Raw genomic sequence first — 24,332 nt, forward strand, 5'->3', positions numbered from 1 at the left:
GTTACTTCGAGCCGAGCGTCTTGATCGCCTCGTCGGTGGAGGAATCAGTCTGCCGCATCAGGGCGGCGGTGTTCTCGAAAGCGCGCTGGACCATGATCAGCCGCGTCATCTCCAGCACCGGATTGACGTTGGATTCCTCGACGAAGCCCTGGGCGACGCCGATATCGGCGCGATCGGTCACCGGCTCGGGCGTGCGCGCCGGCACGATGCCGGAATTGCCGTAGCGCACGAAATTCTCACCCGGATCGAAATTGTACAGGCCGATGGAGCCTACCAGCTGATCGTTCTGGCGCAACGATCCGTCGGCTCCGGCCTTGGGCGGGCCGTTGCGGGGGTCGAGCTGGATCGGTGCGCCGCCGGCGTCGAGCACGGGATGGCCCTCGACCGACATCAGCTCGCCATTCTCGTTCATCGAGAAGCGGCCATCGCGGGTCATGACGGTGCCGACCGGCGTCTCGATGGCGAACCAGGCGTCGCCCTGTATTGCGAAATCGAACGGATTGCCGGTCTCGGTCAGGGAGCCATGGGCGCCGGAAAGGTAGGTCTTGCCCGAGGAGGCGAAGGACACGGATTTCGGCCCGGTGCCGGACACCACGTCCTCGAACTTCACGCCGGTGGCGCGAAAGCCGACGGTCGAGGCGTTGGCGACATTGTCGGCGATCGTGTCGAGCCGACGCTCGAGCGCGATCTGCGAGGAAAGGGCGACGTAGAGACTGTCCCGCATGGTCAGAACTTCAACTTCTGCATGGCCATCATCAGGTCGGTGGAGATCCCCGCCGTGACCGGCTTGGCGAAGAGCACGCTGATCGACGACACGGCTGACGAGGTCGGGTGGTTGATCTCGTACATGGAGGTGAAGCGGGTCAGGAACTTGCCGAGCTTTTCGGGGTCGGAGAAATCGGAAATGTCGAGCTTCTGCTCGAACAGCTGCGCCTGCTTGTCGACATCGGCGGTGGCGAAGGAATCGGGCAGGCCGAGCACGGTGCGCACCACACTGGCAAGAGCGGTGTCGGCGAGCACATTATACCAGCTGGTGATATCAGGCGCCTTGCGCTGGAAATAGAGCGCCAGCCGTACGCCCTCGTTGGTTTGGCCGGCATCCTCCTCCAACGTCTGGCGCATGTATTTGTCGACGGTCGGCTGCTGTGCCGGATTGGTCGTGGTGGCCGCTTCGCCGTATTGTTCGAAGTTGAAGGCGGAGGCGAGCCCGGCATAGGCTTTGTAGGTCATCTTGTTGGCGACGCTGTCGGGGTCGCGGACGCCACCGGCCAGGACGCTGCGGATGAGATCCTTGCTCTCTGTCGCCGGATCGAGCGCGTAGGCCGACAGGGCATAATTGTACAAGCGGCTGTTGGCCATCAGATCGTCGATGGATTTCACGTTCGTGATGTTGGCCAGGTAATATGCGGTCTCCGACTTGATGTAGTCCGCATTTGGCTTGATCAGGCCAAGCGCCGACCCTGTCGTGTAGATTTTCGGCGTATCTTTCAGCACTGCGTCGCGCGAGGTTGTCTGATCGCCATATTGGGCAAAATCGAAGGCCGTGACAAAGTTGGCGTATCGTTTATCGGTCAGCTTGTTTGCAGGGCTGTTGGGATCGCTCACGCCGCCCTCGAGCATGGCGCGGATCTGCCGCGGGGTTTCGGTTGACGCATCCAGTCCATAGGACGCCATGGCGAATGTAAGCAGGCGCTTGTCCGCCATGAGGTCGTCAATCGACTTCACCTTGGAAACGTTTGCCGCGTAGTAGTCGGCCTCGCCCTTGACGTACTGCGCGCTCGGCTTGACCAACGTCAGCCCGGCTCCGGCCATGTAGCCCTTAGGCACCGCCTGCTGGACGTTGTCGCGCGTGGTCGTCTGATCGCCATACTGGGCGAAGTCGAACGTCGAGACGAAGTTGGCGTAACTCTTGTCGGTCAGCTTGTTGGCGGGACTGTTGGGATCGCTGACGCCACCTTCGAGCATCGCCCTGACCGTTGCGGCCGGTTCGGTTTCGGCGTCGAGCCCGAATGCGGCCATCGCGTATGTCAGCAGGCGGCTGTCGCCCATCAGGTCGTCGATCGACTTAACCTTGGAGATGTTGGTGACATAATAGGCGGTTTCGCTCTGATAGTAAGAGAAGCCCGCCTGCGAGGCGCCGATCTGGACTTGCAGCGCATAGTTGCCGGTCACCAGCTGCTGCGACTTGTTGTAAACCGTGGTATTGGCGCCGTTGGCTGCGAAGTTGAAGGCGCTGACAAATTCGGCGTAGCGCTTGTCGGTCAGCTTGTTGGCGAAACTGTCGGGGTCGGAAACGCCTTCCTTGAGCGCCTTGACCATGAACGCCTTGGCGTAAGCCATGTCTTCCAGGCCGTAGGCCTTCATGGCATATTTGAACAAACGGTCATTGTTGACGAAATCGTCGATCGATTTCACCTTGGTGATGTTGTCCAGATAATATTTGGTGTCGCGATCGACCGTCGGCTGCTTTTCGATGCGGTCGATCGACTTGTCGATGTCCCTGGTGATCAACTGGTAGCTGGTATAGGTACTGAGCAAGGACGCGCCTCCGGCCGAAGCTATGCCAGCACAATAGACTCACTTCCTTGCGCGAAACTGAATCGCGCCAATCGGCTCGATGCCGCTCCGATTCAAGCCTCACACAAGGCACGGGGACTATTCCTTGCAGCTGACTTGAAATGCGGAAGGACCTCTCGTGGGCATTCTGATTGGACTGGTGGTGACGCTCGGCTGCGTCCTTGGCGGCTTCATGGCCATGGGCGGGCATCTGCATGTGCTGATGCAGCCCTGGGAAGCGGTGGTTATCTGCGGCGCCGCACTCGGCACCTTCCTCGTCGCCAATCCGATGAAAACGGTCAAGGACACCGGCAGGGGCATCCTCGAAGCCTTCAAGCAGGCCGTGCCGAAGGAGCAGGATTATCTGGAAACGCTCGGCGTGCTGCACAGCCTGATGCGTGAACTGCGTTCGAAGTCGCGCAGCGAGGTCGAGGCGCATATCGACAATCCCGAGGAATCGGCGATCTTCCAGGCATTCCCCACCGTGCTGAAGAACCACGACCTGACGCATTTCATCTGCGACTATTGCCGGATCATCATCATCGGCAACGCCCGTTCGCACGAGATCGAGGCGCTGATGGATGAGGAAATCCAGACCATCAAGTCCGACAAGATGAAAGCCTACCACGCGCTGGTGGCGGTCGGCGACGGCCTGCCGGCGCTCGGCATCGTCGCCGCCGTGCTCGGCGTGGTCAAGGCGATGGGCGCGCTCGACCAGTCGCCGGAAATCCTTGGCGGCCTGATCGGCGCCGCCCTCGTCGGTACCTTCCTCGGCATCTTCCTGTCTTACGCGGTGGTCGGGCCCGTCGCCACCAAGATCAAGACGGTGCGCGAGAAGAAGAACCGCCTCTACATCATCGTCAAGCAGACGTTGCTCGCCTATATGAACGGCGCCCTGCCGCAGGTGGCGATCGAGTTCGGCCGCAAGACCATATCGTCCTATGAGCGGCCGACCATCGACGCCGTCGAGCAGAGCACGATGAACACCGGCTCCGCCGAGAAAAGGGCCGCCTGAGCGATGCGCGACAGATCGGTGCCGACATTGTCATGACCAGTCCCGGCAGTCCCTCACAAGCGCGCTCGCTGATCATCGAGCGCCTGGTCGGCGACAGCGGCGAGGCCGCCCAGGTCATCGGCACCGGCCGGGGCATGGCAGAGCGCGCTGCGCCGCTGCTGCAGAAGAGCCTGACCAGTGAGCTTGGAGTTCCGGTCACCGTCGATCTCAGGGGCGTCGAGGTCAGCCGCGTCGCGGAGGCCCGCTCCCGTGCCGGCGATACGTTTGCCATGACCATCGTTGCGTCAGCCACGTCCTCCGATGCCATGACCCTGGTGATCGATGCGCCGGCGATCGCGGTCACGCTTTGCACGCTGTTCGGCGGCGACCCGGAGATGCCGGCATCGCCGATAGAGCGTGATCTGTCGCAGATCGAGGTCGATGTTTCGACCATGGTGTTCCAGCAGGTCGCGCAGGCACTGAACGGATCGGGGCGACGGTCGCTCGACCTGCGCCTGCCAGTGCCGCGGGCGATGTCGGGCACCGAAGCCAAACGACACGTGTTGCGCGATGGCGCTGCAATCCGCATCGTCTTTGGCATCTCGACGCCGGCCGACAGCGGCACCGTCACGGTTACGATGCCGCAGCGTGTCGTGCTGGCCAGCCGGGACAGCGCTGCCGCCGGCGGGGAGAACGATCAGGGCGCCAGCTGGCGCGCGCGCTTTTCGGAAGAAGTGATGCGCTCCACGGTGGCGCTCGAGGCGACCATGCCGCTGGCCCGACTGACGCTCGGCGATCTTGCCGATTTCGAAATTGGCCAGATCATCGAATTCGAGGAAACGGCGCAATCGCAAGCGCGTCTCGGCGCGCGCGGCAAGACGCTGTTCGTATGCGAGTTCGGCAAGCTGGGACAGAATTACACCGTCCGGATCAAGCATCCCTATGATGCCGGACAGGATTTTATCGACGGGCTCATGCCGGCTGGTGCCGGGCACGCCTGAGCTTTTGGAGACGATGCATGGCCAAGACCAAGGCAGAAGCCGAAATCGACCAGCCGGACGAGCAGCTCGACCGCGCCATCGAGGAATTGCGCGGGGTTCTGCATGAAGAGGAACAGCGCCCCGATATTGCGTTCAAGGCCGCGTCCGCTGCCAATTCGAGCGTCATCATGAACATCCCCGTCGACGTCCAGATCATCCTCGGCAGCACCGAGATGCCGGTGTCCGACCTGATGGCGCTGCAGAAGGGCTCCACGGTGGCGCTCAACCGCCGCATCGGCGAACCGGTCGACGTGGTGGTCAACGGCCGCAGAATAGCGCGCGGCGAGATCACCGTGCTCGAAAGCGACCCGTCGCGCTTCGGCATCAGGCTGACCGAAATCATCGCCGGCACGAAGGGCGCGTGAAGATGCGTCGCGGGTCTTGCCGGCGGCAGCGGGAGCGAAAGGCATGACGACGTCCCTTTCCCTGACGCGTCCGCAGAAGGCGGCCGCCATACTGGTGGCGATGGGCAAGCCGTCGGCCAGCCGCCTCTTGAAATTCTTCAAGCAGGAGGAATTGAAGGCGCTTATCGAGGGCGCCCGGCTGCTCAGGACCATTCCGCAAGGCGATCTCGAGCGCATCGTCGCCGAGTTCGAGGCGGAGTTCACCGAAGGGGCGGGACTGCTCGATTCCGCCGACAGGATGGACACCATCCTCAATGAATCGCTGTCACCGGAAGAGATGAGCGCGATCATGGGTGACAAAAAATTCGAGGTTGCGCCGGAAGGTCCGCCGCCGATCTGGCCCGAGCTCGAGAAGCTCGAGCCGGTGCGGCTTGGTACTTTCCTGGCCGGTGAACATCCGCAGACTGCGGCCATGGTGCTGTCGAAGCTGGCGCCGCAGGCGGCGGCGAGCGTGCTGTTGACGTTGAGCAAGCTGACGCGCGGCGAGATCATCAAGCGCATGGTGACGATGGCCAATGTTCCCGACGCCGCCAGCAGGATCGTCGAAAACCGGCTGCGCACCAGCGTGCTGGCGGAAACCGCGACCAAGGATACATCGGCCGGACAGGCGCGCGTCGCCAGCGTTCTCAACGAATTGGACAAGCCGCTGCTCGAGGAGGTCATGCAGGACCTGGAGGCCGCCGGCACGCCCGATCTCGACGGCGTCCGGGCTCGGCTGTTCGCCTTCGACGATTTGCCGCTGCTTACCCAGAAAGCGCGCGTGCTTCTATTCGACGGGCTGTCCACCGAACTGGTCACGCTGGCGCTGCGCGGCACTTCGGCGATCCTTGCCGAAGCGGCGCTGTCGGCGATCGGCGCGCGCTCGCGGCGCATGATCGAAGCCGAACTCGGACAAGGATCCGAAGGGGTCCCCCTCGCCGACATCATGGCGGCGCGCAAGACGATCGTGACGACGACAATCCGGCTGGCGCGCGAAGGCGCGTTCGAGCTTCCCGCGACCCAGAACGCCGCCGCCTAAGGCCGGATCATGGCAGAGGCGGTCGACAAGGATTCCAAAACCGAAGAAGCGACGGAAAAGAAGATCCGCGACACCATCGAACAGGGCAAGCTGCCTCATTCGAGGGAGACCGCGCTCCTGGCCTCCTTCGTCGCCATACTGGTGTTCACCGTCTTCTACGCCAAGGATGCCATTGTCGATCTCGGCATGTTCCTGTCGATGTTCCTGGAGAAGCCGGAAGCCTGGCCCATGGACACCGAGACCGACGTCATCGCGCTCTACAAGATCGTCATGCTGGAGGTGGGCCGTGCCATCCTCAGCCTGCTGGTGCTCCTGACCATCGCCGGCATCGGCGCCTCGGTGTTCCAGAACATGCCGCAATTCGTCGGCGAACGCATCAGGCCGCAGCTGTCGCGCATCTCGATCGTCAAGGGCTGGAACAGGCTGTTCGGGGTGCAGGGCTGGGTCGAGTTCCTGAAGGCGCTCGGCAAGGTGGGCTTCGCCATCGTCGTGCTCGCCTTCACGCTGTCCGAGGATCACCGCAAGCTGCTCGCCGGCATGATCACCAATCCCGTCGCCTTCGGCCTCGTCATCCGCGGCATCGCGGTCGACATACTGGTGGCGATCGTCTTCGTCATGGGCCTGATCGCGGCGATCGACATCGTCTGGTCGCGCTTCCACTGGAAGCAGGACCTGCGCATGAGCAAGCAGGAGGTCAAGGACGAGTTCAAGCAGTCCGAGGGTGACCCGATCGTTAAGTCGCGGCTGCGCTCGCTGGCGCGCGACCGCGCTCGCAAGCGGATGATGACGGCGGTGCCGCGCGCGACGTTGATCATCGCCAACCCGACGCACTTCTCGATCGCGCTGAAATATGTGCGCGACGAGGATTCGGCACCGTTGGTGCTGGCCAAGGGGCAGGATCTGGTGGCGCTCAAGATCCGCGAAATCGCGCGCGAGCACGACATCCCGATCTTCGAGGACGTGGCGCTCGCCCGCTCCATGTACAAGCAAGTTTCGGTCGATAGTGTGATCCCGTCGCAATTCTACCAGGCCGTCGCCGAACTGGTGCGGATCGTCTACTCGAAAAAGGCTGAGCGCAGACAGATTTCATGAACCGCCAACCGCACGCCAACTCCCGCGAGATCATCGTCGCCAGCGCCATCGAGCAAGTCGTGGCGGAGCTCAGGCTGATCGATGTCGCCGATTATATCGCCTTCATCCGGCTGGAGCATTTCGCCTGCCTGTCGGACCTGGTCGATTCCGCGGCGGAGCTGTTCTTCAAGCCGGGCACGCTGAGGCTCGGCCATGGCGGCGAGGCTCATGTCGACTGGAGCGGTAGCCCGCGCATCGTGCTCGATCTCGAGCTTCGGCCGCCCGGCGTCACCGTCTATTTCCAGCTGACGCTGAGCGAAAAAGGCGCCTCGGTCGCGGTCAACTACGTGTCGTTCGAAAAGCCCGGCGAGGACCCCGAGCACAACACCGCCCTGCTCGAGGCGGTGGTCGAACAGGCTCGTATCCGCAAGGTCGAGCCGCTGGCGTTCTAACTATTCGATCAGGCCGAGCCGCAGCGCCTTGGCGACCGCCTGGTTGCGGTTGACGGCGTTGAGCTTCTGGGTCGACTGGGTGAGATACTGGTTGGCAGTATGCACCGACAGTTTCAGCAGCCGCGCTATCTCCTCGCTGGTATTGCCGTTGGCGGTCAGCTTCAGGCATTCGAGCTCGCGTTTGGAGATCGCGCGCGTCTTGCCGACATCGCCCGGCCGCATGCGGGCGACAGCGGCGAACAGCGAAAAGCAACGGGCGTGGATTTCATAGAGCGCGTCCTGCGGCAGGGCGATCTCCGAGCCGAGGAAGACGACGAGGCCGCACTGGCCGCGATCGGCGTGGACGGGAAAGGCGATGCCGCTGCTGCCGGGCGCCGGCGGCGCCATCTGCTCGGTCCAGGCAAGGCCGCCGAACATATCGCTCATGGCCGCCACACCGTCATCCGTCCACCAGCGCGGTTCGGTCGAGATCCTGCTATGGCGCACGATCTCCTCGCCATTGGCGCCCGAGATGAACTTGGTCGCCACCGATATGCCGGGATAGTCGGAATCGAAGCACGGCACCAGCCGCGCCCGCTCGAGCGACGGGCTGACGAAGAACAGGCCGAAGGCCGAGGCATTGATGTCGACGGCGATCCAACGGCAGCGCCGCACAGCATCGGGAATGGTCACGGCGTGATGCGTTTCGGAGCCGAGCGAGAAGGCACCGAACGGATTGCGCTGGTCGTTAAAAAGGGCCTCGGCGGCCTGCTTGACGTCGGCCTGTTTCAAATGATGCCGCTCCTGATCGCCGTGGCGATGGCCATCGCGCGGTTGCTGGCCGCGAATTTCTGGATGGCGTGGGTGATGTAGCTGTTGACGGTGTTGGAGGACACGCCAAGGATGACGGCAACCTCGTCCGTGGTCTTGCCTTCCGAGACCCAGAACAGGCATTCGCGCTCGCGGTCCGACAGCGGATCCTGCATGGCGGCGGCGGCGATCAGTTGCGGAATATGCGAGAGCGCGTAGCAGCACTTCAACTGCGCCTTCATCAGCGCCGGTTGGTCGATCCGACCGGCGGCTGCCGCCGAGAACAGCGCGAACAGGCGTTGGCGGCCGACATTCAGCCTGAGCGAATAGATTTCGGCATGGCCGAGCACGTCGAGCAGACGTGCCTCTTCGCCGGAGACCAGCCCCTCGGCCTGTGGTGCCTGCGCCGACACCAGCGGCCTTGGACGCATGCCCGGCGCGACGGTGAGCGCGCCCTGGGCAAGGCCAGCGATTAGCCGCTTGCCGATCAGTTCGATGGCGTCGAAAATCCAGTTGGACGAGACGATGCGCGCGTCGTTGCGGTCCTGATCGTGGACGATGGCGACCAGCATATAGCTGTCGGCACCGATCTCGGCGGTCAACTCCATGAAAAAGCTGGTGAGATCGCCGCGCGACGTCAGGCGCGAGCCCAATGTGTCGGATTGAAGAAGCGCGGCGGGACTGCTCATTGCTGTTTTTGGCCGGAATCGATGCTGATGTCCGGATGCTGGAGAGCCAGCCGCCGAACCTGAAAACGCGTTACATTTACGAGACACACACAAGCGCGGGGTCGCGCCCGATCAGACGGAATCCATTCAGGGAACGCGAAGCCGTCCGCGTCTGGCGCCAGAAAATTCCGGCACTTGAGACTTTGGGTGGTCGCCGCGCCCCCCGAGGACCGGCTGATTCGGGTCTAATCTACCCGTAGATGAATCTGACATCAAACGCGATTTGACAAAATCGAATCGAGTGGACTCAAGCTGCGACTCAGGCGCCGATTTTCGCGCGTTTCGGTGCGTGAAAATGTTCGAGCCGTGCAAGCCAGTCTTCTCGGCCGGGGCTGTTTCGGTCGCGCCCACCAAGGGGCTAGAGGATGTCAAAGAGCGGCTGACGCCGCCCTTTTTCGTGGTTTCCCTGAGAGCTGCCGCGCTTCGGGCAGCCGGTGTCACCGGCCCTCGAAGCCGGTCAGCACGCCGACGGCATTGATGCCGATTTCCTCGACGGCGTAGCCGCCTTCCATGACGAACAGCGTCGGCAGGCCGAGCCTGGCGATGCGGCGGCCGATCATGGGATAGTCCGACGACTTCAGCTTGAACTGGCTGATAGGATCCTTCTCGAACGTGTCGACGCCGAGCGAGACGATGACGACGTCTGGCGCGTAGGCGGCGAGCCTGGCGCAGGCGTCTTCCAGCGAGGCGCTCCAGGCGTCCCAGCCGGTGCCGAACGGCATGGGATAGTTGATGTTGAAACCTTCGCCCGCGCCGGCGCCACGCTCGTCGGCATGGCCGAGGAAGAACGGATATTCGACCATCGGGTCGCCGTGCAAATTGAGGACCTGCACGTCGGCGCGGTCGTAGAAGATCTCCTGTGTGCCGTTGCCGTGATGATAGTCGACATCGAGGATCGAGATGCGGCCGGCCCCCTGGTCGCGGAACCATTGCGCGGCAACGGCCGCGTTGTTGATGTAGCAATAGCCGCCCATGAAGCCGGCTCCGGCATGGTGGCCGGGCGGACGGCAGAGCGCGAAGGCGGAGGCTTCGCCGGCCTTGACCAGGCCCGCGGCGGTCAGCGCGACGTCGTAGGAGGACTTGATCGCATCCCATGTTCCTTCGACGAAGGTGGCGCCGCCGTCGAAGGAATAATAGCCGAGCAGGGCGTCGACGCGCTTGGGCGGCACGTCGCCGCGCAGGCCGCGTGTCGGCCAGGTGAAGGGCATGGCTGTGCCTGTGTGGCCCTCGGCGATCCATTGCGGCCAGACCGTCGGCAGGAAATCGACGTAGTCGGCCCTGTGGATGCGCTTGGCGGCGGCAAGATCATGCTCGGCCGGCGCGATGATCGGCCCGAGTTTCTCGCTGTCGACCCGCGCCTTGATGAACTCGGCGCGCGAGGGTTTTTCGAAACCCGGCACGATCGCCGATGTGACCAGTTCCATCTGGCCGGCGTGGCCGGCGTGAAGCGGCGAATAGACAGTCTTCATAAAATTCCTCTCGAATGCGAAATCAGTCAAGGTTGAGGTAGGGGGTCACCAGAGCGAGCCACATGGTTTCGACATCGTCCTCGATGAGGTCGTATGTCCGGCGATCCCTTTTCAGGCCGACAAGACGGCAGGCGTGTCCGACCTCCATCATCAGCACGCCGAGCCGGTTGGCGACCTTGTCTTCGAGAGCCGGGTTCACGTGCCGCAGCCACGCCGCATAGAGGGCGATGATCTGGTCGTCATACTCGTTCTGGATCGGTCTCAGGTCGGCGTTGCCTGAAATCGCCTCGATCACCGGCATCAGGCTGGCATTGTCGAGATAAAGCCTGGAGGTATCGGTGAAGAGCCTGCGCACCTCCCGCCGAAACTCCTCGCGGTTGGTGGGCGGATCGACCCTGATGCGCCTCGCGATCACTTCGGGAAAGGATGACAGCCAGCGCCGGGCGAGGTCCAGGAGAATGGCTTCCTTGTTGGGGAAGTACTGGTAGACCGAACCAACCGACAGGCCCGCGCGCTGCGCTATGGCGAGCGTGGTCGGCGTCCTTGTGCCTTGCTCGCGGGTCAGGATCAGCGCCGCGTCGAGGATCCGGTCCACCACCTTGCTCGACCGTTGTTGGCGCGGCTGCTTGCGCGGTTCGAGCGCTATCCTGGTTTTGCGATCGAGACTGCGCTTCACGGCTTGACGTCCTCGTTCCCCGCCCAGTCCCAACATCGGCGCAGAGTGTTGTCCACAATACATTGCAAATTCCGCATGTTGACAAACGCGAATGATTAGTCGCATTCTTTTATCCACGCTGCCTTGGGGATAACAAGGGGAATTTCGAAGACAGCGCGCCGGCATCATCTTTCCCCATCGCCCCTCCCGCGGAGCGGCAGCTCGTGGGCAGTGGTTGTCGGTCTCAGTCAAAAGCGCGGAGTCGCGATGTCTGTCACGGGTGCGGGTCACAAGGCGGATCTGATCGTCATCAATGGTCGTGTGTTGACCATGGACGATGACAATCCGACCGCCGAAGCCGTTGCCGTCAAGGATGGCGCCATCGTCGCTCTCGGCAGCCACGCCTCCATCGAAGAGTTCAAGGGGCCGGCCACCAGGGTCATCGACGCCAGGGGCGGTTCGGTGATCCCGGGTTTCATCGAAGCCCACATGCATCTGTTTTCAGGCGCGGCCGAGCTTGCCCATCTCCAGTTGTCGGGCGTCCACGGTTTCGAGGCGCTGCAAAAGGCGATCCGCGACTACGCGTCGACGCACCCCGATGCCAAGATGCTGGTCGGACAGGGCGTCGACTACACCGTGCTCGACGACGAGCGAGTGACGCGCCATCATCTCGATGCGATCCTGCCGGACCGGCCCTTCGTCATGGCCGCGCCCGACCACCATACGATGTGGGCCAACACCAAGGCGCTGGACTTGGCTGGCATCCTGAATGGGCGCACGCTTGGCCCCGGCAATGAGATCGTCATGGGCGACGACGGTCTGGCAAATGGCGAACTGCGCGAGGGCGAGGCTTTCGGCCCGGTGCTCAATCTTGCCGGCGAGGGCCGGGTGCGGCTCGGGCTGGCGACGGGCGGCGAGCCAGACCCGATGCCATCGGCGGAAGAACGCGCCGCCGACCGCGACATCATGCGGCGCGGGCTCGCCTGGTGCGCGCGCCACGGCATCACCTCGATCCAGAACATGGACGGCAATCTCTACCAGCTCGAATTGCTGGCCGAGATCGAGGCCGAGGAGGGTCTGTCCTGCCGGGTGCAGATACCCTTCCACTACAAGAATTTCATGACGCTCGACATGCTCGACAAGGCCTCGGCGATGGCCGAGCGCTACAATGGCGAGTGGCTGTCGTCAGGCATGGTCAAGGTGTTCTACGACGGCGTGCTCGATTCCTGGACGGCCGTCATGATCGAGCCCTATGCCGACCGTCCCGACTGGGTGGGTGAACCACTGTTCACGCCCCAGCAATTCATCGATCTCGCCGTCGCCGTCGACAGGCGCGGCCTGCAGATCGCCGTGCATTCGATCGGCGACGGCGCGGTGCGCGCCGTGCTCGACGGCTACGAGGCGGCGCAAAAGGCCAATGGCAAGCGCGACAGCCGGCATCGTGTCGAACATATAGAGGTCATCGCTGCATCTGATGTGCCGCGTTTCGCCGAACTCGGCGTCATCGCCTCCATGCAGCCGCCGCATCCGCCCGGCGCCATGGATTTTCCGCTGGAGCCGACCGTCTCGCGCATCGGGCCGGCGCGCTGGCCGCTGAGCTATGCCTGGCGCACCCTGAAGAATGCCGGCGCGCATGTCGTGTTCGCGTCGGACTGGCCGGTGTCGCCGATCGATCCGATCCTGGGCATCCAGGCGGCAGTAATGCGCAAACCATGGGCATCAAGCGATCCGGACCAGAGCTTCTCGCTGCGTGAATCGCTTGCCGCCTACACGGTCGAGGGCGCCTATGCCGAATTCGCCGAGCACCGCAAGGGCACGCTGAAGCCAGGCTATATGGCCGATCTGGTGGTTTTGTCGGCCGACATCGAAAAAACGGCACCGGCCGACCTGCACAAGGTGCGCCCGGTAACGACGATCTGCGGCGGCAAAGTCACCTACCAGGCCTGACATGGCATGCGGCCTGCCTGCTGAAATGGCGGACTGAAATGACCGACTGAACTGTGATTCAATGCCGGACTTGCCAACCCACCGGCCGTGTGGTCACATCCAATAGGGGAAAAGCTCCGCCAGCAAGAGCGGGGTCAACAGTGAGGCGTAATCGTGCCGGACAAACCGGATCGGAATGCGATTGAAGTAGTAAACGTCAGCAAAATTTTCGGATCGGGTGAGGGGCAGGTCGCTGCCCTCGACACAGTCTCGGTATCCATCCGCGAGAACGAATTCTTCACACTGCTGGGACCATCCGGCTGCGGCAAGACCACCTTGCTGCGGCTGATCGCCGGCTTCGACTTTCCAACCGCCGGCGAAATCCTGCTTTACGGCCAGGACATCGCGCCATTGCCGCCCTTCAAGCGGCCGGTCAACACCGTCTTCCAGTCCTATGCGCTGTTCCCGCACATGACGGTGGCAGACAATATCGGCTTCGGCCTGGAGATGCTGGGCAAGCCCAAGGCGCAGATCAAGGCGCGCGTTGCCGAGATGCTGAAGCTGGTCAAGATGGAGGCGCTGGCGGGCCGGCGCACCGGCCAGATTTCCGGCGGCCAGCAGCAGCGCGTGGCGCTGGCCCGGGCGCTCGCGCCGCAACCGAAGGTGCTGCTGCTCGACGAACCGCTCTCCGCCCTCGACTACAAGCTGCGCAAGGAGATGCAAATCGAGTTGAAGCGGCTGCAGCACGAGACCGGCATAACCTTCATCTTCGTCACCCATGACCAGGAAGAAGCGCTGACGATGTCGGACCGCATCGCCGTGATGTCGTCGGGCAAGATCCTGCAGGTCGGCTCGCCCTGGGATATCTACGACAAGCCTGCCGAACGCTTCGTCGCCGACTTCATCGGCGAGACCAACTTTCTCACCGCGGCCATATCGGGCACCGGCAACGGCAAGGCGCGCGCGACGCTCAAATCCGGCACCACCATCGAGGCGACCGTCGCCGAAGGTTTCCAGCCGAAGGACAACGCCACCGTGGTGGTGAGGCCGGAGCATGCCAAGCTGACCAAGAGCAAGGGCGACCTGGCGGGCACGGTCGACAACATCGTCTATTTCGGCACCGACACGCATATCCATGTCCAGCTCGACAGCGGCGAAGCCTTCACCGTGCGCCAGCAGAACACGCGCAGCGCCGGCTGCGGTTTCGAGCGCGGCGACAAGGTCGGCATCCTGATCGGCAACGACGCCGCGCAAGTGCTGAGGGACTGATGGCCACCGCCGAAGAAGTCGCCAAGGCAGCGGAGCGGCGCGACGTCCGCGCCCGCTGGTTGCTGTCAGCGCCGGCGCTGCTGGTCATTCTGCTCGCCGCGACCGGCCCGTTGCTAATCGTGCTCGTCTATTCGTTCCTGACGCCCGGCGCCTATGGCGACGTGAAGTGGCAATTTTCGCCGGAAGCCTGGGTGTCGGTGTTCATGGAACGCGACATTTTCGACGACACGCTGTCGCTCGCGGCCGCCCACGTCACCATCTTCCTGCGCTCGATCAAGCTCGCGGTGGTGACGACGCTGGCGACTTTGGCGCTCGGCTTCCCGACCGCCTATTTCATGGCGACGCGCAGTGAAAAGACCAGGGATCTCTGGCTATTCCTGATCACCATTCCGTTCTGGACCAACCTCCTTATCCGCACTTTTGCTGTTCTGCAGATCATCCGCAACGAAGGCATCGTCAATACCATCCTTCTGAAGCTCGGCATCGTCTCGGCGCCGGTGCAGATCCTCTACACCGACACGGCGATCCTGATCGGCATGGCCTATGTCTACCTGCCGCTGATGGTGCTGCCGATCTATGCAAGCATGGAAAAACTCGATTTCCGGCTGGTCGAGGCTGGCTACGATCTCTACGCGACGCGCTTCAAGGTGCTGCGCAAGATCATTTTCCCGCTGGTCAAACCCGGGGTCATCGCCGGCTCCATCCTGGTCTTCATTCCGGCCCTTGGCGCCTATGTGACGCCGAGCGTGCTTGGCGGCGGCAAGAACATGATGCTGTCCAACCTGATCGAATTGCAGTTCGGACAGGGCCGCAACTGGCCGCTTGGCTCGGCGCTGTCGATCACGGTCATGATCATCGTCATGGTGGCGCTGCTGGCCTATGTGCGCAACGCCGGCAAGTCGGGGGTGCGTCATGGCTAGCAATTTCTCCATCAAGCACCAGCCTGGCTTCACCGCCATCGCGGCAACCTGTTTCGTCGTGCTCTATTTGCCGATCATCGTGCTGGTCATCTACGCCTTCAACGCGGCGAGCTCGACCTCGGAATGGGGCGGGTTTTCGCTCAAATGGTTCCAGTCGGCCTGGCAGAACACGCAGGTCATCGATGCGACGATGCGTTCCTTCCAGATCGGCGCCATAGCGGCGGCCCTTGCCACCATCTTCGCCACCATGGCCGCGCTCGCCACCACGCGCACACCGCCCTATCCCGGGCTGACCTTCAAATACGCGGCCATCAACCAGCCGCTGATGGTGCCCGAAATCGTCACCGGCGTGGCGCTGCTGATCTTCTTCTCGCGCATCAAGATCTTCACCGGCTATTCCGGCCTTGGCTACCTGATCGCCGCGCATACGGCGTTCTGCATCCCGTTTGCCTACCTGCCGATCCGGGCGCGGCTGGAGAATATGGACCTGACGCTGGAACGCGCCGCCGCCGACCTCTATGCGACGCCGTGGAAGACCTTCCGCCGCATCACGCTGCCGCTTTTGTGGCCCGGCATCCTCGCCGGCCTGATGCTGGCTTTCGTCATCTCGCTCGATGACGTCGTCATCACCGAATTCGTCAAGTCGGGCGGCCAGGACACGCTGCCCACCTACATGCTCGGCCAGATCCGCCGCGGCATCACACCCGAGATCAACGCGATATCGACCGCCTTCCTGCTGCTTTCGGTCGCGATCGTCACGTTGTTTTTCTTTGTCAGCAGGAAACGAGACTGAAACCGATAATGGGAGTTAAAACGATGAACTGGAAGACAACGGCGTCCGCCATGGGGTTGGCGTTGCTCGCTTCGACGGGCCTTGCCCGCGCCGACGGCGTGCTCAACATCTACAATTGGGGCAATTACACCAGCCCCGACGTGATCAAGAAGTTCGAAGCCAAATACAACGTCAAGGTGACCATCACCGACTACGATTCCAACGATACCGCGCTTGCCAAGGTGCGCCAGGGCGGCACCGGTTTCGACATTGCCGTGCCTTCGCAGACCTATGTACCGATCTGGATCAAGGAAGGCCTCGTTCAGGAAACCGATCCGGGCAAGATGGAGAACTTCAAAAACGTGGCGCCGGAATGGGCCAATCCTGAGTTCGATCCGGGCCGCAAATACACGGTTCCGTGGGCCTGGGGCACGATCGGCGTCGTCGTCAACACCGACGCCTACAAGGGCCCGGCCAACACGTGGGGCATCATCTTCAACACGCCTGACGAGTTGAAGGGTAAGGTCAATGTCGTACCGGAGATGGGCGACGTGATGTTCGCCGCGATCAAATATGTCGGCGGCCAGCAATGCACCAACGACAAGACGGTGCTGAAGAAAGTACGTGACCTGCTGGTGGCGGCCAAGCCGAACTGGATCGCCATGGAATACAACACCATTGAGAAGATGGGCGCCGGCGACTTCAAGGCAACCAGCGACTGGAATGGCTCGGCTTTGCGTCAGCGCCTCGCCAACCCGGCCATCCACTTCAACTACCCGAAGGAAGGCTATGGCCTGTGGAGCGACAACGTCGTCGTCCTGAAAGAGGCCAAGAATGTCGAGAACGCCAAGCTGTTCCAGAACTTCATCATGGATCCGGAAAACGCGGCCGGCCTCTCGGCCTTCCATCGTTACGCCAATGCCATCGCCGGTTCGGACAAATACATGCCGGCCGACATGAAGGACGCGCCGGAAGTCGTCATTCCGGCCGACGCCAAGCCGCTTGGCGAACTGCAGCAGATGTGCGCGCCAGAGACGCAGGAACTCTACACCAAGATCTGGACCGAACTGCAGAAGTAATCGCCGCATGACGGACCCGGCGGCACATGCCGCCGGGTCTTTTCCGTTTCCGGGAATGGCTTTCATGGACTCCTATCGCAACAGCGATCCGCGGCCGCCGATCATGCAGGGCTCGCCGCCCGCCATGGTGCCACCAAGGCTCGACTGGGACAGGCCGCCCTGGAACCGCTGGGCTTTCCAGCACATCAGGGAAATTCTGCCGACCGTCGAAGTCTGGCGCGGCAATGGCCACCGTCACCGCCTCGAACGCGCCGAGGTCGATCTCGACGGGCTGCCGGTCGAGGACAGCGATGGCAAGGCCTCGACGCTCGCGGGCCTGCTCGACGAGACCTACACGGATGGTTTCCTGGTGCTCAAGGACCGCAAGATAGCCTATGAGCGTTACCTCAACGGCATGGACGAGCGCACGCTGCATCTGTCGCAGTCCATGGCCAAATCGGTCACCGGCTCGGTGTTCGGCATACTGGCCGGGCGCGGGCTGGTCGATCCGACAAAACCGCTTGCCGACTACCTGCCGGCGCTGAAGGCAACCGGGTGGGCCGGCGCCAGCGTCCAGCACGTGCTCGACATGACGAGCGGAGTGCGCTTTTCCGAGGAATATACCGATCGCTATTCCGATATCGGCCAGGTCGATGTCGCCACCGGCTGGAAGCCGGTGCCGCCGGGCAGCGACCCGGACTTTCGCTGGCCCGCGCACATGTTCGAGCTGATCCTGGGCTTGACGGAGACGGTTCGGCCACATGGGGCGGCATTCGAGTACCGCTCGGTCGAAACCGATGTGCTCGCGTTCATCATGGAGGGGGTGACAGGCAAGCGGCTGGCACAGCTGGTTTCGGAAGAACTCTGGCAAAAGCTCGGCGCCGATGAAAGCGCCTGCTTCACCGTCGACAGCGCGGGCTACGCACTGGCCGATGGCGGCTTCAACGCGACGCTGCGCGATTATGCCCGCTTCGGCCAGCTGATCCTCGACAATGGCGGTGGCATCGTGCCTGCCGATTGGATCGAGGCGACGCGCAGCGGCAGCCACGGGCCGGGCTTTAGTCCGAACCTGCCAGAGGGCAGCTATCGCAACCAGTTCTGGATCGAGAATCCACATTCGCGGGCGCTGATGTGCCGGGGCGTGTTCGGGCAGATGATCCACATCGACTGGAATACGCGGATGGTCGTGGTCAAGCTTTCGAGCTGGCCGGATTTCAGCAACGTCGCCTATTCCATGGCGACGCTGAAGGCCGTGCATGCCATCGCCGCCGCGCTGAGCTGAACCCCCACAAGACACGACCTGGAAGGAAATGCCATGACCGGCAAGACCGCGTTCGAGACCCGTTACGGCTTCCGCCGCAACCAGGTGCTGCTCGCCAACTGGCGGGAAAATCCGTTCAACCGATGGTCATTCCAGAACGTCGGCGAGCTGGTGCCGAGCGCGCGTGTCGCCGCCCTGCCGGTCAACGAGGCGCCGGCCGAGGATTTCGGCGGATTGCTCGACGAAAAGATCGCGGTGGCGAGCACGCCGGAAACCGTCGCGGCTTTTCTCAGCCGCTCGCACACGGATGCGCTGACCGTCATGAGAGGCGGCAGGATCGTCGGCGACTGGTTTGCGCCGCATATGGATTTCGGCGCCCGCCACATCATCTTTTCGATCAGCAAGTCGGTGACCGCGATCATGGCCGGCATATTGGAAGGCGAGGGCGTGTTCGATCCGGAAGCCCCGGTGACGGCCTACATACCGGAAGCCGGCGATTCGGCCTATGGCGAGGCTACCGTGCGGCATGTGCTCGATATGAGTGTCAGCCTCGATTTCGAGGAGGCCTACCTCGATCCCGAAAGCGCCTTTGCTCGTTACCGTCGCGCCACCTTGTGGAACCCGGGCGGCGGCACGGAAAGCCTGCGTGAATTCCTCCTGACACTGCAGCGGCTCGCCGAGCCGCATGGCCAGACCTTCCGCTACCGGTCCCCCAATTCCGACCTGCTTGGCCTGCTGCTCGAACGGGCGTCCGGCCAGCGCTTCGCCGACCTGATGCGCGAGAAACTGTGGCTGCCGCTGGGTGCTGCCGGCGAAGCTTCGGTGGCGGTCGACATGGAGGGCACGGCGCGCACTGCCGGCGGCATCTCGGTGACGCCGCGCGATCTGGCGCGCGTCGGCGAGATGATGCGGCAAGGGGGCACTGCGAATGGCCGCCGCATCGTGCCCGAGGCCTGGGTGCGCGACACCACGGTAACCGGCGGCAGTTCTGAAGCCTGGCAGCGTGGCGCCATGCTGCCGCTGTTTCCCAAGGGCCGCTACCGCAACAAATGGTACCAGACAGGACATGAGAACGGGGCCTATTGCGGCATCGGGATCCATGGCCAGTGGCTCTATGTCGACCCCCGGACGGAAGTGGTGATCGCCAAGATGTCATCGCAGCCCGAGCCGGTCGACGATCCGCTCGATCTCGAGATCGTCGCATTCTTCGAAGCGCTGAGCCGGATGGTCTGAGCGGCCGCAACATTAGGGCGCGCTTTCCTGTGGACCTCTGTCGCCGGTGAAACCGCGAAGGTTGGCGGGCAGGATAACTGCGCCTATGGTCGCCGCTCTTTTCGAGAAGAGCAGGAACGGCATGGCATCCGACATCAAGCGCATCGCAGCCATTATCGCGACCGAGATCACAGCGCGGCCCGAACAGGCCGCCGCTGCCATCGGGCTGCTCGACGAAGGCGCGACCGTGCCGTTCGTGGCGCGCTACCGCAAGGAGGTGACGGGCGGGCTCGACGACACGCAATTGCGCCTGCTGTCGGAGCGTCTTGCCTATCTGCGTGAGCTCGACGCGCGGCGTGACACCATCCTTGGCTCGATCCGGGAGCAAGGCAAGCTGACCGACGAGCTTGAATCCAAGCTCGCCTCCGCCGTCACCAAGGCCGAGCTCGAAGACATCTACCTGCCCTACAAGCCCAAGCGCCGCACCAGGGCGGAGATCGCCCGGGAGCGTGGGCTGGGGCCGCTGGCGGAAGCCATCCTGGCCGACCGCTCGCTGGTGCCGGCGGAACTCGCACTGGCCTATCTGACCGAGGACGTGGCCGACGCCAAGGCGGCACTTGAGGGTGCGCGCGACATAGTGTCGGAGCAGTTCGCCGAGAATGCCGACCTGGTCGGCAAGCTGCGAAGCTACATGAAGGAACGCGCCTTCATGCGCGCCAGGGTGGTCGACGGCAAGCAGGAGGCGGGTGCGAAATTCTCCGATTATTTCGACCATGTCGAGCGCTGGGCCACCGTGCCGAGCCACCGCGCGCTGGCGATGCTGCGCGGCCGCAACGAGGAGGTGCTGTCGCTCGACATCGAGGTCGATGCCGACGACTCTTCGCCGGTGAAGCCGGTAGAGCGGATGATCGCCAATGCCTACGCCATCGGCGGCAGCCTGCCGGGCGATCGCTGGCTGATGGAGGTCGCAGGCTGGACCTGGCGCATAAAACTATCCCTGCACCTGACGCTCGATCTGATGCGCGACCTGCGCGAACGGGCCGAGGAAGAGGCGATCCACGTCTTCGCCCGCAATTTGAAGGATCTGCTGCTCGCCGCCCCCGCCGGATCGCGGCCGACGATGGGGCTCGACCCTGGCATCCGCACCGGCGTCAAGGTCGCGGTGGTCGACGGCACCGGCAAGCTGGTGGCGACGACAACGGTCTATCCGTTCCCGCCCAGGAACGATGTGCGTGGCACGCAGGCGGAGCTCGCCAAGCTCGTTCGCCTGCACAAGGTCGAGCTGATCTCGATCGGCAATGGCACCGGCAGCCGCGAAACCGAGAAGCTGGTGGCCGACATGCTGTCCGACATGCCTTCCGACGGCGGGCCGAAGCCGCTCAAGGTGATCGTCAGCGAGGCCGGCGCTTCGGTCTATTCGGCTTCGGCGACGGCGGCGGCGGAATTCCCCGGTCTCGACGTGTCATTGCGCGGTGCGGTGTCGATCGCGCGCCGCTTGCAGGATCCGCTGGCCGAACTGGTCAAGATCGAGCCGAAATCGATCGGCGTCGGCCAGTATCAGCACGATGTCGACCAGTACCGGCTTGGCCGCTCGCTGGAGGCGGTGGTCGAGGACGCCGTCAACGCGGTTGGCGTCGATCTCAACACGGCTTCGGCGCCGCTTCTGGCGCGGGTTTCAGGGCTCGGGGCGTCGCTCGCAGACGCCATCGTCGCGCATCGCGATGCCACCGGCCCGTTCGCCAGCCGCAAGGATTTGCTCAAGGTCTCCCGCCTCGGGCCGCGTGCGTTCGAGCAATGCGCCGGCTTCCTGCGCATCCCGAACGGCTCCGAGCCGCTCGACGCCTCGGCCGTGCATCCGGAAGCCTACGGCGTGGCCAAAAAGATCGTCGCCGCCTGCGGGCGCGATGTGCGTTCGCTGATGGGCGACAGTGCGGCGCTGAAGGCGCTCGATCCGCGCGTTTTCGTGGACGAGCGGTTCGGCCTGCCGACGGTGCGCGACATTTTGGCTGAGCTGGAAAAGCCCGGCCGCGATCCGCGCCCCGGCTTCAAGACGGCAACCTTCGCCGATGGCATCGACGACATCAAGGATCTGAAGCCCGGCATGCTGCTGGAAGGCACCGTCACCAATGTCGCCGCCTTCGGCGCCTTCGTCGACATCGGCGTCCACCAGGACGGGCTGGTGCACGTTTCGCAACTGGCCGACCGTTTCATCAAGGACGCGCATGAGGTGGTCAAGGCCGGCGACGTGGTCAAGGTGCGGGTCGTCGATGTCGACATCAAGCGCAAGCGGATCGCGCTTTCCATGCGCAGGGATGGTGGCGAGGGCGGCGCATCGCGCGGCCCGCGAGACAATGGCGGCGGCAGGCCGGCGCCACGCTCGCCCGCGCCGCAGCGCCAGCCGGAGCGGCCGCCACAGCAAGGTGCGTTCGGCGCGGCGTTGGCGGATGCGTTGAAGCGGAAGTAGCTACCACGCCAGAACAGCCGGGTCCTTTTCAACCTGGCTCGTCAGCCAATCTCGAAAACTCGCGACCGGCGGATGGCCGCGCTTGTCGTGCGGGACGACTAGATAATAGGCGCTGCGGCTGTGCATAGGCTGGCCGGGCGCGGGCACCAGCTGGCCGCGCTGCAACTCGCCTGAGATGAGGATTTGCGGCAGCAGAGCCACGCCCAGACCCGCCATACAGGCCTGGGCGGCGGTGCCGAACTGTTCGAACTGCATACCCGGTCCGGTCGGCGCGCTCAGGCCCTGATGCTCAAACCATTCTGTCCAGGCGCCAGGCCGCGTCGCCATGTGCAGCAGCGGCAGACGGCCGATGTCGGCCGGCGTGGCGATGGAGCGCTCGGCGAGAAATTCGGGCGACACCACCGGGGCCACCACCTCCCGCACCAGCAGCGTCGAGTCTGCCTCGGGCCAGTCCGGCAGGCCATAATGGATGGCGGCATCCAGCCGCTCTCTGGCGAAGTCGAAGCGGCCGACGCGGGTGACGAAGTTGATGGTGATGTCGGGATTGTTGTCGACGAAGTCTGGGATCATCGGCATCAGCCAGCGCGTGCCGAAGGTCGGCAGGATTGCGAGGTTCAGGATGCCGCTATGCCGATTACTCATCAATCCAAGGGCTGCGTCGCGCAATTGGCCAAGTGCCGAACGGACCACTTCGGCGTAGGTTTCGCCCGCCGCCGACAGCCGGACATTGCGGCTGTCGCGCTCGAACAGCCGGCGGCCAAACTGGCCCTCGATCAGCCTGATCTGCCGACTGACGGCGCCCTGGGTTAAATCCAGCTCCTGGGCTGCAGCGGTGAAACTGCCAAGCCGGGCCACCGCTTCGAAGGCGGCAAGCGCGTTGATGTTAGGCAAAAGACGACGTTGGACGCTCATGATCTATTCCTAACGCTCATTGATCGGTGAAGCAATTTCGTTTGATTTTTTCAGGCCGTGGGCCGATAAGCCGGGCTTCACCCGTTTTTAAGGATCGAGACGCCATGGCCGCCGACAAGAATGCATTCGCCTGGGAAGACCCGTTCCTGATCGAGGACCAACTTTCGGAAGACGAGCGCATGGTGCGGGACGGGGCGGCGGCCTTCGCCGCCGACAAGCTCGCGCCGCGCATCGAGGAGGCCTATCTCAACGAAACCTTCGACACGGCGATTTTTCGCGAGATGGGCGAGGCCGGCCTGCTCGGCATCAACATTCCGGAAGAATTCGGCGGCCTCGGCGCCAACTATGTCACCTACGGCCTGGTCGCCCGCGAAGTGGAGCGCGTCGATTCCGGCTATCGTTCGATGATGTCGGTGCAGTCGTCGCTGGTGATGTATCCCATTTATGCCTATGGCTCGGACGAACAGCGCAGGAAGTATCTACCCAAGCTCGCCAGCGGCGAGTGGATAGGCTGTTTCGGCCTGACCGAACCGGATGCCGGCTCCGACCCCGGCGGCATGAAGACGCGCGCCGAGAAGACCGCCAATGGTTACAAGCTTACCGGCTCCAAGATGTGGATCTCCAATGCGCCCGTCGCCGACGTGTTCGTCGTCTGGGCGAAGCTGAAGGGCGAGAACGGCAAGGATGAGATCCGTGGCTTCGTCCTGGAAAAGGGCATGAAGGGGCTTTCGGCGCCGAAGATCGGCGGCAAGCTGTCGCTGCGGGCGTCGATCACCGGCGAGGTGGTTATGGAAGGCGTCGAGGTCGGCGAGGATGCTCTGCTGCCCAACGTGTCGGGGCTGAAGGGGCCGTTCGGCTGCCTCAACCGGGCTCGCTACGGCATTTCCTGGGGCTCGATGGGCGCGGCCGAAGATTGCTGGCATCGCGCGCGCCAGTATGGCCTCGACCGCAAGCAGTTCGGCAAGCCGCTGGCCAGCACGCAGCTCTACCAGAAGAAGCTCGCCGACATGCAGACCGAGATCGCGCTCGGGCTGCAGGCCTCGTTGCGCGTCGGGCGGCTGCTCGACGAAGGCAAGATGGCGCCGGAGATGATCTCGATCGTCAAGCGCAACAATTGCGGCAAGGCGCTCGACATCGCCCGCCAGGCGCGCGACATGCATGGCGGCAACGGCATCCAGATCGGCTATCACGTGATGCGCCATGCGCAGAATCTGGAGACGGTCAACACCTATGAGGGCACGCATGACGTGCACGCGCTGATCCTGGGGCGGGCGCAGACGGGGATCCAAGCGTTTTTCTGAGGTTCGGTAGCCGTTTAAGTTAGGTGCAGCGCAACATCCGCTTGGAGAATGACGGCCAGAT

22 protein-coding genes are annotated in these 24,332 nt (G+C 63.4%); 15 read left to right on the forward strand and 7 right to left on the reverse strand.

Annotated elements, in window-relative coordinates; all coding sequences use genetic code 11:
- Position 1: 1 nt before the first annotated feature.
- Both flgF and FJ959_RS24460 read right to left on the reverse strand, forming a co-directional pair.
- A complete protein-coding gene (gene flgF, locus FJ959_RS24455) occupies positions 2-724 on the reverse strand; it encodes a flagellar basal-body rod protein FlgF (RefSeq protein WP_140513633.1) in 723 nt (240 codons plus the stop codon).
- Positions 725-726: 2 nt separating this feature from the next.
- Entirely contained in the window at positions 727-2,538 is a 1,812-nt protein-coding gene (locus tag FJ959_RS24460) for a DUF1217 domain-containing protein (RefSeq protein ID WP_140632576.1), read from the reverse strand.
- 157 nt (positions 2,539-2,695) lie between these two features.
- Here FJ959_RS24460 and motA point away from each other — a divergent pair, with 157 nt between their 5' ends.
- The 6 genes from motA to FJ959_RS24490 are packed head-to-tail and all read left to right on the forward strand — an operon-like array spanning position 2,696 to position 7,535.
- On the forward strand, positions 2,696-3,571 hold the full coding sequence (gene motA / locus FJ959_RS24465) for a flagellar motor stator protein MotA (protein WP_140496207.1): 876 nt from the start codon (positions 2,696-2,698) through the stop codon (positions 3,569-3,571).
- A gap of 32 nt (positions 3,572-3,603) precedes the next feature.
- The gene (locus tag FJ959_RS24470; protein WP_140522317.1) at positions 3,604-4,551 is read left to right on the forward strand and encodes a FliM/FliN family flagellar motor switch protein; all 948 of its coding nucleotides are present in this window, start codon (positions 3,604-3,606) and stop codon (positions 4,549-4,551) included.
- Between the two features lie 17 nt (positions 4,552-4,568).
- On the forward strand, positions 4,569-4,955 hold the full coding sequence (gene fliN, locus FJ959_RS24475) for a flagellar motor switch protein FliN (protein ID WP_140496205.1): 387 nt from the start codon (positions 4,569-4,571) through the stop codon (positions 4,953-4,955).
- Positions 4,956-4,998: 43 nt separating this feature from the next.
- Entirely contained in the window at positions 4,999-6,012 is a 1,014-nt protein-coding gene (locus tag FJ959_RS24480) for a flagellar motor switch protein FliG (RefSeq protein WP_140522315.1), read from the forward strand.
- A 9-nt stretch (positions 6,013-6,021) separates the two neighbouring features.
- Positions 6,022-7,104 (forward strand): flagellar biosynthesis protein FlhB, encoded by a 1,083-nt coding sequence (gene flhB, locus FJ959_RS24485; protein ID WP_140632579.1) that lies wholly within the window; start codon positions 6,022-6,024, stop codon positions 7,102-7,104.
- Complete coding sequence (locus FJ959_RS24490; protein WP_140496202.1) at positions 7,101-7,535, forward strand: hypothetical protein; 435 nt, start codon at positions 7,101-7,103, stop codon at positions 7,533-7,535. The genes flhB and FJ959_RS24490 overlap by 4 nt, the downstream gene beginning before the upstream one ends.
- Here the strand turns inward: FJ959_RS24490 and FJ959_RS24495 are convergent, their stop codons facing one another.
- From FJ959_RS24495 to FJ959_RS24510, 4 genes are all read right to left on the reverse strand, one after another.
- Complete coding sequence (locus tag FJ959_RS24495) at positions 7,536-8,306, reverse strand: helix-turn-helix transcriptional regulator (RefSeq protein ID WP_140566258.1); 771 nt, start codon at positions 8,304-8,306, stop codon at positions 7,536-7,538.
- Positions 8,303-9,013: a helix-turn-helix transcriptional regulator gene (locus FJ959_RS24500; protein WP_140496200.1), complete on the reverse strand. Its 711-nt coding sequence runs from the start codon at positions 9,011-9,013 to the stop codon at positions 8,303-8,305. Before FJ959_RS24500 ends, FJ959_RS24495 begins: the two co-directional genes overlap by 4 nt.
- 476 nt (positions 9,014-9,489) lie before the next feature.
- Entirely contained in the window at positions 9,490-10,521 is a 1,032-nt protein-coding gene (locus FJ959_RS24505; protein WP_140632582.1) for a histone deacetylase family protein, read from the reverse strand.
- A gap of 22 nt (positions 10,522-10,543) precedes the next feature.
- Complete coding sequence (locus FJ959_RS24510; RefSeq protein WP_140496198.1) at positions 10,544-11,197, reverse strand: TetR/AcrR family transcriptional regulator; 654 nt, start codon at positions 11,195-11,197, stop codon at positions 10,544-10,546.
- Positions 11,198-11,443: 246 nt separating this feature from the next.
- Here FJ959_RS24510 and FJ959_RS24515 point away from each other — a divergent pair, with 246 nt between their 5' ends.
- The 8 genes from FJ959_RS24515 to FJ959_RS24550 all read left to right on the forward strand — a co-directional run bounded on the left by FJ959_RS24515 (position 11,444) and on the right by FJ959_RS24550 (position 22,058).
- On the forward strand, positions 11,444-13,123 hold the full coding sequence (locus FJ959_RS24515) for an amidohydrolase (protein WP_140632585.1): 1,680 nt from the start codon (positions 11,444-11,446) through the stop codon (positions 13,121-13,123).
- Between the two features lie 153 nt (positions 13,124-13,276).
- On the forward strand, positions 13,277-14,371 hold the full coding sequence (locus FJ959_RS24520; RefSeq protein ID WP_140522308.1) for an ABC transporter ATP-binding protein: 1,095 nt from the start codon (positions 13,277-13,279) through the stop codon (positions 14,369-14,371).
- Positions 14,371-15,291, forward strand: coding sequence for an ABC transporter permease (locus FJ959_RS24525; RefSeq protein ID WP_140522306.1), 921 nt, complete (start codon positions 14,371-14,373; stop codon positions 15,289-15,291). The genes FJ959_RS24520 and FJ959_RS24525 overlap by 1 nt, the downstream gene beginning before the upstream one ends.
- Positions 15,284-16,084: an ABC transporter permease gene (locus tag FJ959_RS24530; RefSeq protein ID WP_140496194.1), complete on the forward strand. Its 801-nt coding sequence runs from the start codon at positions 15,284-15,286 to the stop codon at positions 16,082-16,084. The genes FJ959_RS24525 and FJ959_RS24530 overlap by 8 nt, the downstream gene beginning before the upstream one ends.
- A 23-nt stretch (positions 16,085-16,107) precedes the next feature.
- Positions 16,108-17,142: an extracellular solute-binding protein gene (locus FJ959_RS24535; RefSeq protein ID WP_140496193.1), complete on the forward strand. Its 1,035-nt coding sequence runs from the start codon at positions 16,108-16,110 to the stop codon at positions 17,140-17,142.
- A 64-nt stretch (positions 17,143-17,206) separates the two neighbouring features.
- Positions 17,207-18,403: a serine hydrolase gene (locus FJ959_RS24540; protein ID WP_140632588.1), complete on the forward strand. Its 1,197-nt coding sequence runs from the start codon at positions 17,207-17,209 to the stop codon at positions 18,401-18,403.
- A gap of 33 nt (positions 18,404-18,436) precedes the next feature.
- The gene (locus FJ959_RS24545; protein ID WP_140566272.1) at positions 18,437-19,615 is read left to right on the forward strand and encodes a serine hydrolase; all 1,179 of its coding nucleotides are present in this window, start codon (positions 18,437-18,439) and stop codon (positions 19,613-19,615) included.
- A 121-nt stretch (positions 19,616-19,736) separates the two neighbouring features.
- Entirely contained in the window at positions 19,737-22,058 is a 2,322-nt protein-coding gene (locus tag FJ959_RS24550) for a Tex family protein (RefSeq protein ID WP_140632674.1), read from the forward strand.
- Here the strand turns inward: FJ959_RS24550 and FJ959_RS24555 are convergent, their stop codons facing one another.
- Positions 22,059-22,970 carry a LysR family transcriptional regulator gene (locus FJ959_RS24555; RefSeq protein ID WP_140513619.1) on the reverse strand — a complete coding sequence of 304 codons (912 nt, stop codon included), beginning with the start codon at positions 22,968-22,970 and terminating at the stop codon, positions 22,059-22,061. It lies immediately after the preceding gene.
- Positions 22,971-23,074: 104 nt separating this feature from the next.
- Here FJ959_RS24555 and FJ959_RS24560 point away from each other — a divergent pair, with 104 nt between their 5' ends.
- On the forward strand, positions 23,075-24,271 hold the full coding sequence (locus tag FJ959_RS24560) for an acyl-CoA dehydrogenase (protein ID WP_140632590.1): 1,197 nt from the start codon (positions 23,075-23,077) through the stop codon (positions 24,269-24,271).
- Positions 24,272-24,332 lie beyond the last annotated feature (61 nt).

Source organism: Mesorhizobium sp. B2-2-4 (genome assembly GCF_006442375.1).
Taxonomy (GTDB): domain Bacteria; phylum Pseudomonadota; class Alphaproteobacteria; order Rhizobiales; family Rhizobiaceae; genus Mesorhizobium.

What these genes read in the sequence shown, in the direction of transcription:
- flgF (WP_140513633.1), bottom strand. Translation starts at nt 724, where the DNA reads ATGCGGGACAGTCTCTACGTCGCCCTTTCCTCGCAGATCGCGCTCGAG.
- FJ959_RS24470 (WP_140522317.1), top strand. Translation starts at nt 3,604, where the DNA reads ATGACCAGTCCCGGCAGTCCCTCACAAGCGCGCTCGCTGATCATCGAG.
- fliN (WP_140496205.1), top strand. Translation starts at nt 4,569, where the DNA reads ATGGCCAAGACCAAGGCAGAAGCCGAAATCGACCAGCCGGACGAGCAG.
- FJ959_RS24480 (WP_140522315.1), top strand. Translation starts at nt 4,999, where the DNA reads ATGACGACGTCCCTTTCCCTGACGCGTCCGCAGAAGGCGGCCGCCATA.
- flhB (WP_140632579.1), top strand. Translation starts at nt 6,022, where the DNA reads ATGGCAGAGGCGGTCGACAAGGATTCCAAAACCGAAGAAGCGACGGAA.
- FJ959_RS24490 (WP_140496202.1), top strand. Translation starts at nt 7,101, where the DNA reads ATGAACCGCCAACCGCACGCCAACTCCCGCGAGATCATCGTCGCCAGC.
- FJ959_RS24500 (WP_140496200.1), bottom strand. Translation starts at nt 9,013, where the DNA reads ATGAGCAGTCCCGCCGCGCTTCTTCAATCCGACACATTGGGCTCGCGC.
- FJ959_RS24505 (WP_140632582.1), bottom strand. Translation starts at nt 10,521, where the DNA reads ATGAAGACTGTCTATTCGCCGCTTCACGCCGGCCACGCCGGCCAGATG.
- FJ959_RS24515 (WP_140632585.1), top strand. Translation starts at nt 11,444, where the DNA reads ATGTCTGTCACGGGTGCGGGTCACAAGGCGGATCTGATCGTCATCAAT.
- FJ959_RS24525 (WP_140522306.1), top strand. Translation starts at nt 14,371, where the DNA reads ATGGCCACCGCCGAAGAAGTCGCCAAGGCAGCGGAGCGGCGCGACGTC.
- FJ959_RS24530 (WP_140496194.1), top strand. Translation starts at nt 15,284, where the DNA reads ATGGCTAGCAATTTCTCCATCAAGCACCAGCCTGGCTTCACCGCCATC.
- FJ959_RS24535 (WP_140496193.1), top strand. Translation starts at nt 16,108, where the DNA reads ATGAACTGGAAGACAACGGCGTCCGCCATGGGGTTGGCGTTGCTCGCT.
- FJ959_RS24540 (WP_140632588.1), top strand. Translation starts at nt 17,207, where the DNA reads ATGGACTCCTATCGCAACAGCGATCCGCGGCCGCCGATCATGCAGGGC.
- FJ959_RS24545 (WP_140566272.1), top strand. Translation starts at nt 18,437, where the DNA reads ATGACCGGCAAGACCGCGTTCGAGACCCGTTACGGCTTCCGCCGCAAC.
- FJ959_RS24550 (WP_140632674.1), top strand. Translation starts at nt 19,737, where the DNA reads ATGGCATCCGACATCAAGCGCATCGCAGCCATTATCGCGACCGAGATC.
- FJ959_RS24555 (WP_140513619.1), bottom strand. Translation starts at nt 22,970, where the DNA reads ATGAGCGTCCAACGTCGTCTTTTGCCTAACATCAACGCGCTTGCCGCC.
- FJ959_RS24560 (WP_140632590.1), top strand. Translation starts at nt 23,075, where the DNA reads ATGGCCGCCGACAAGAATGCATTCGCCTGGGAAGACCCGTTCCTGATC.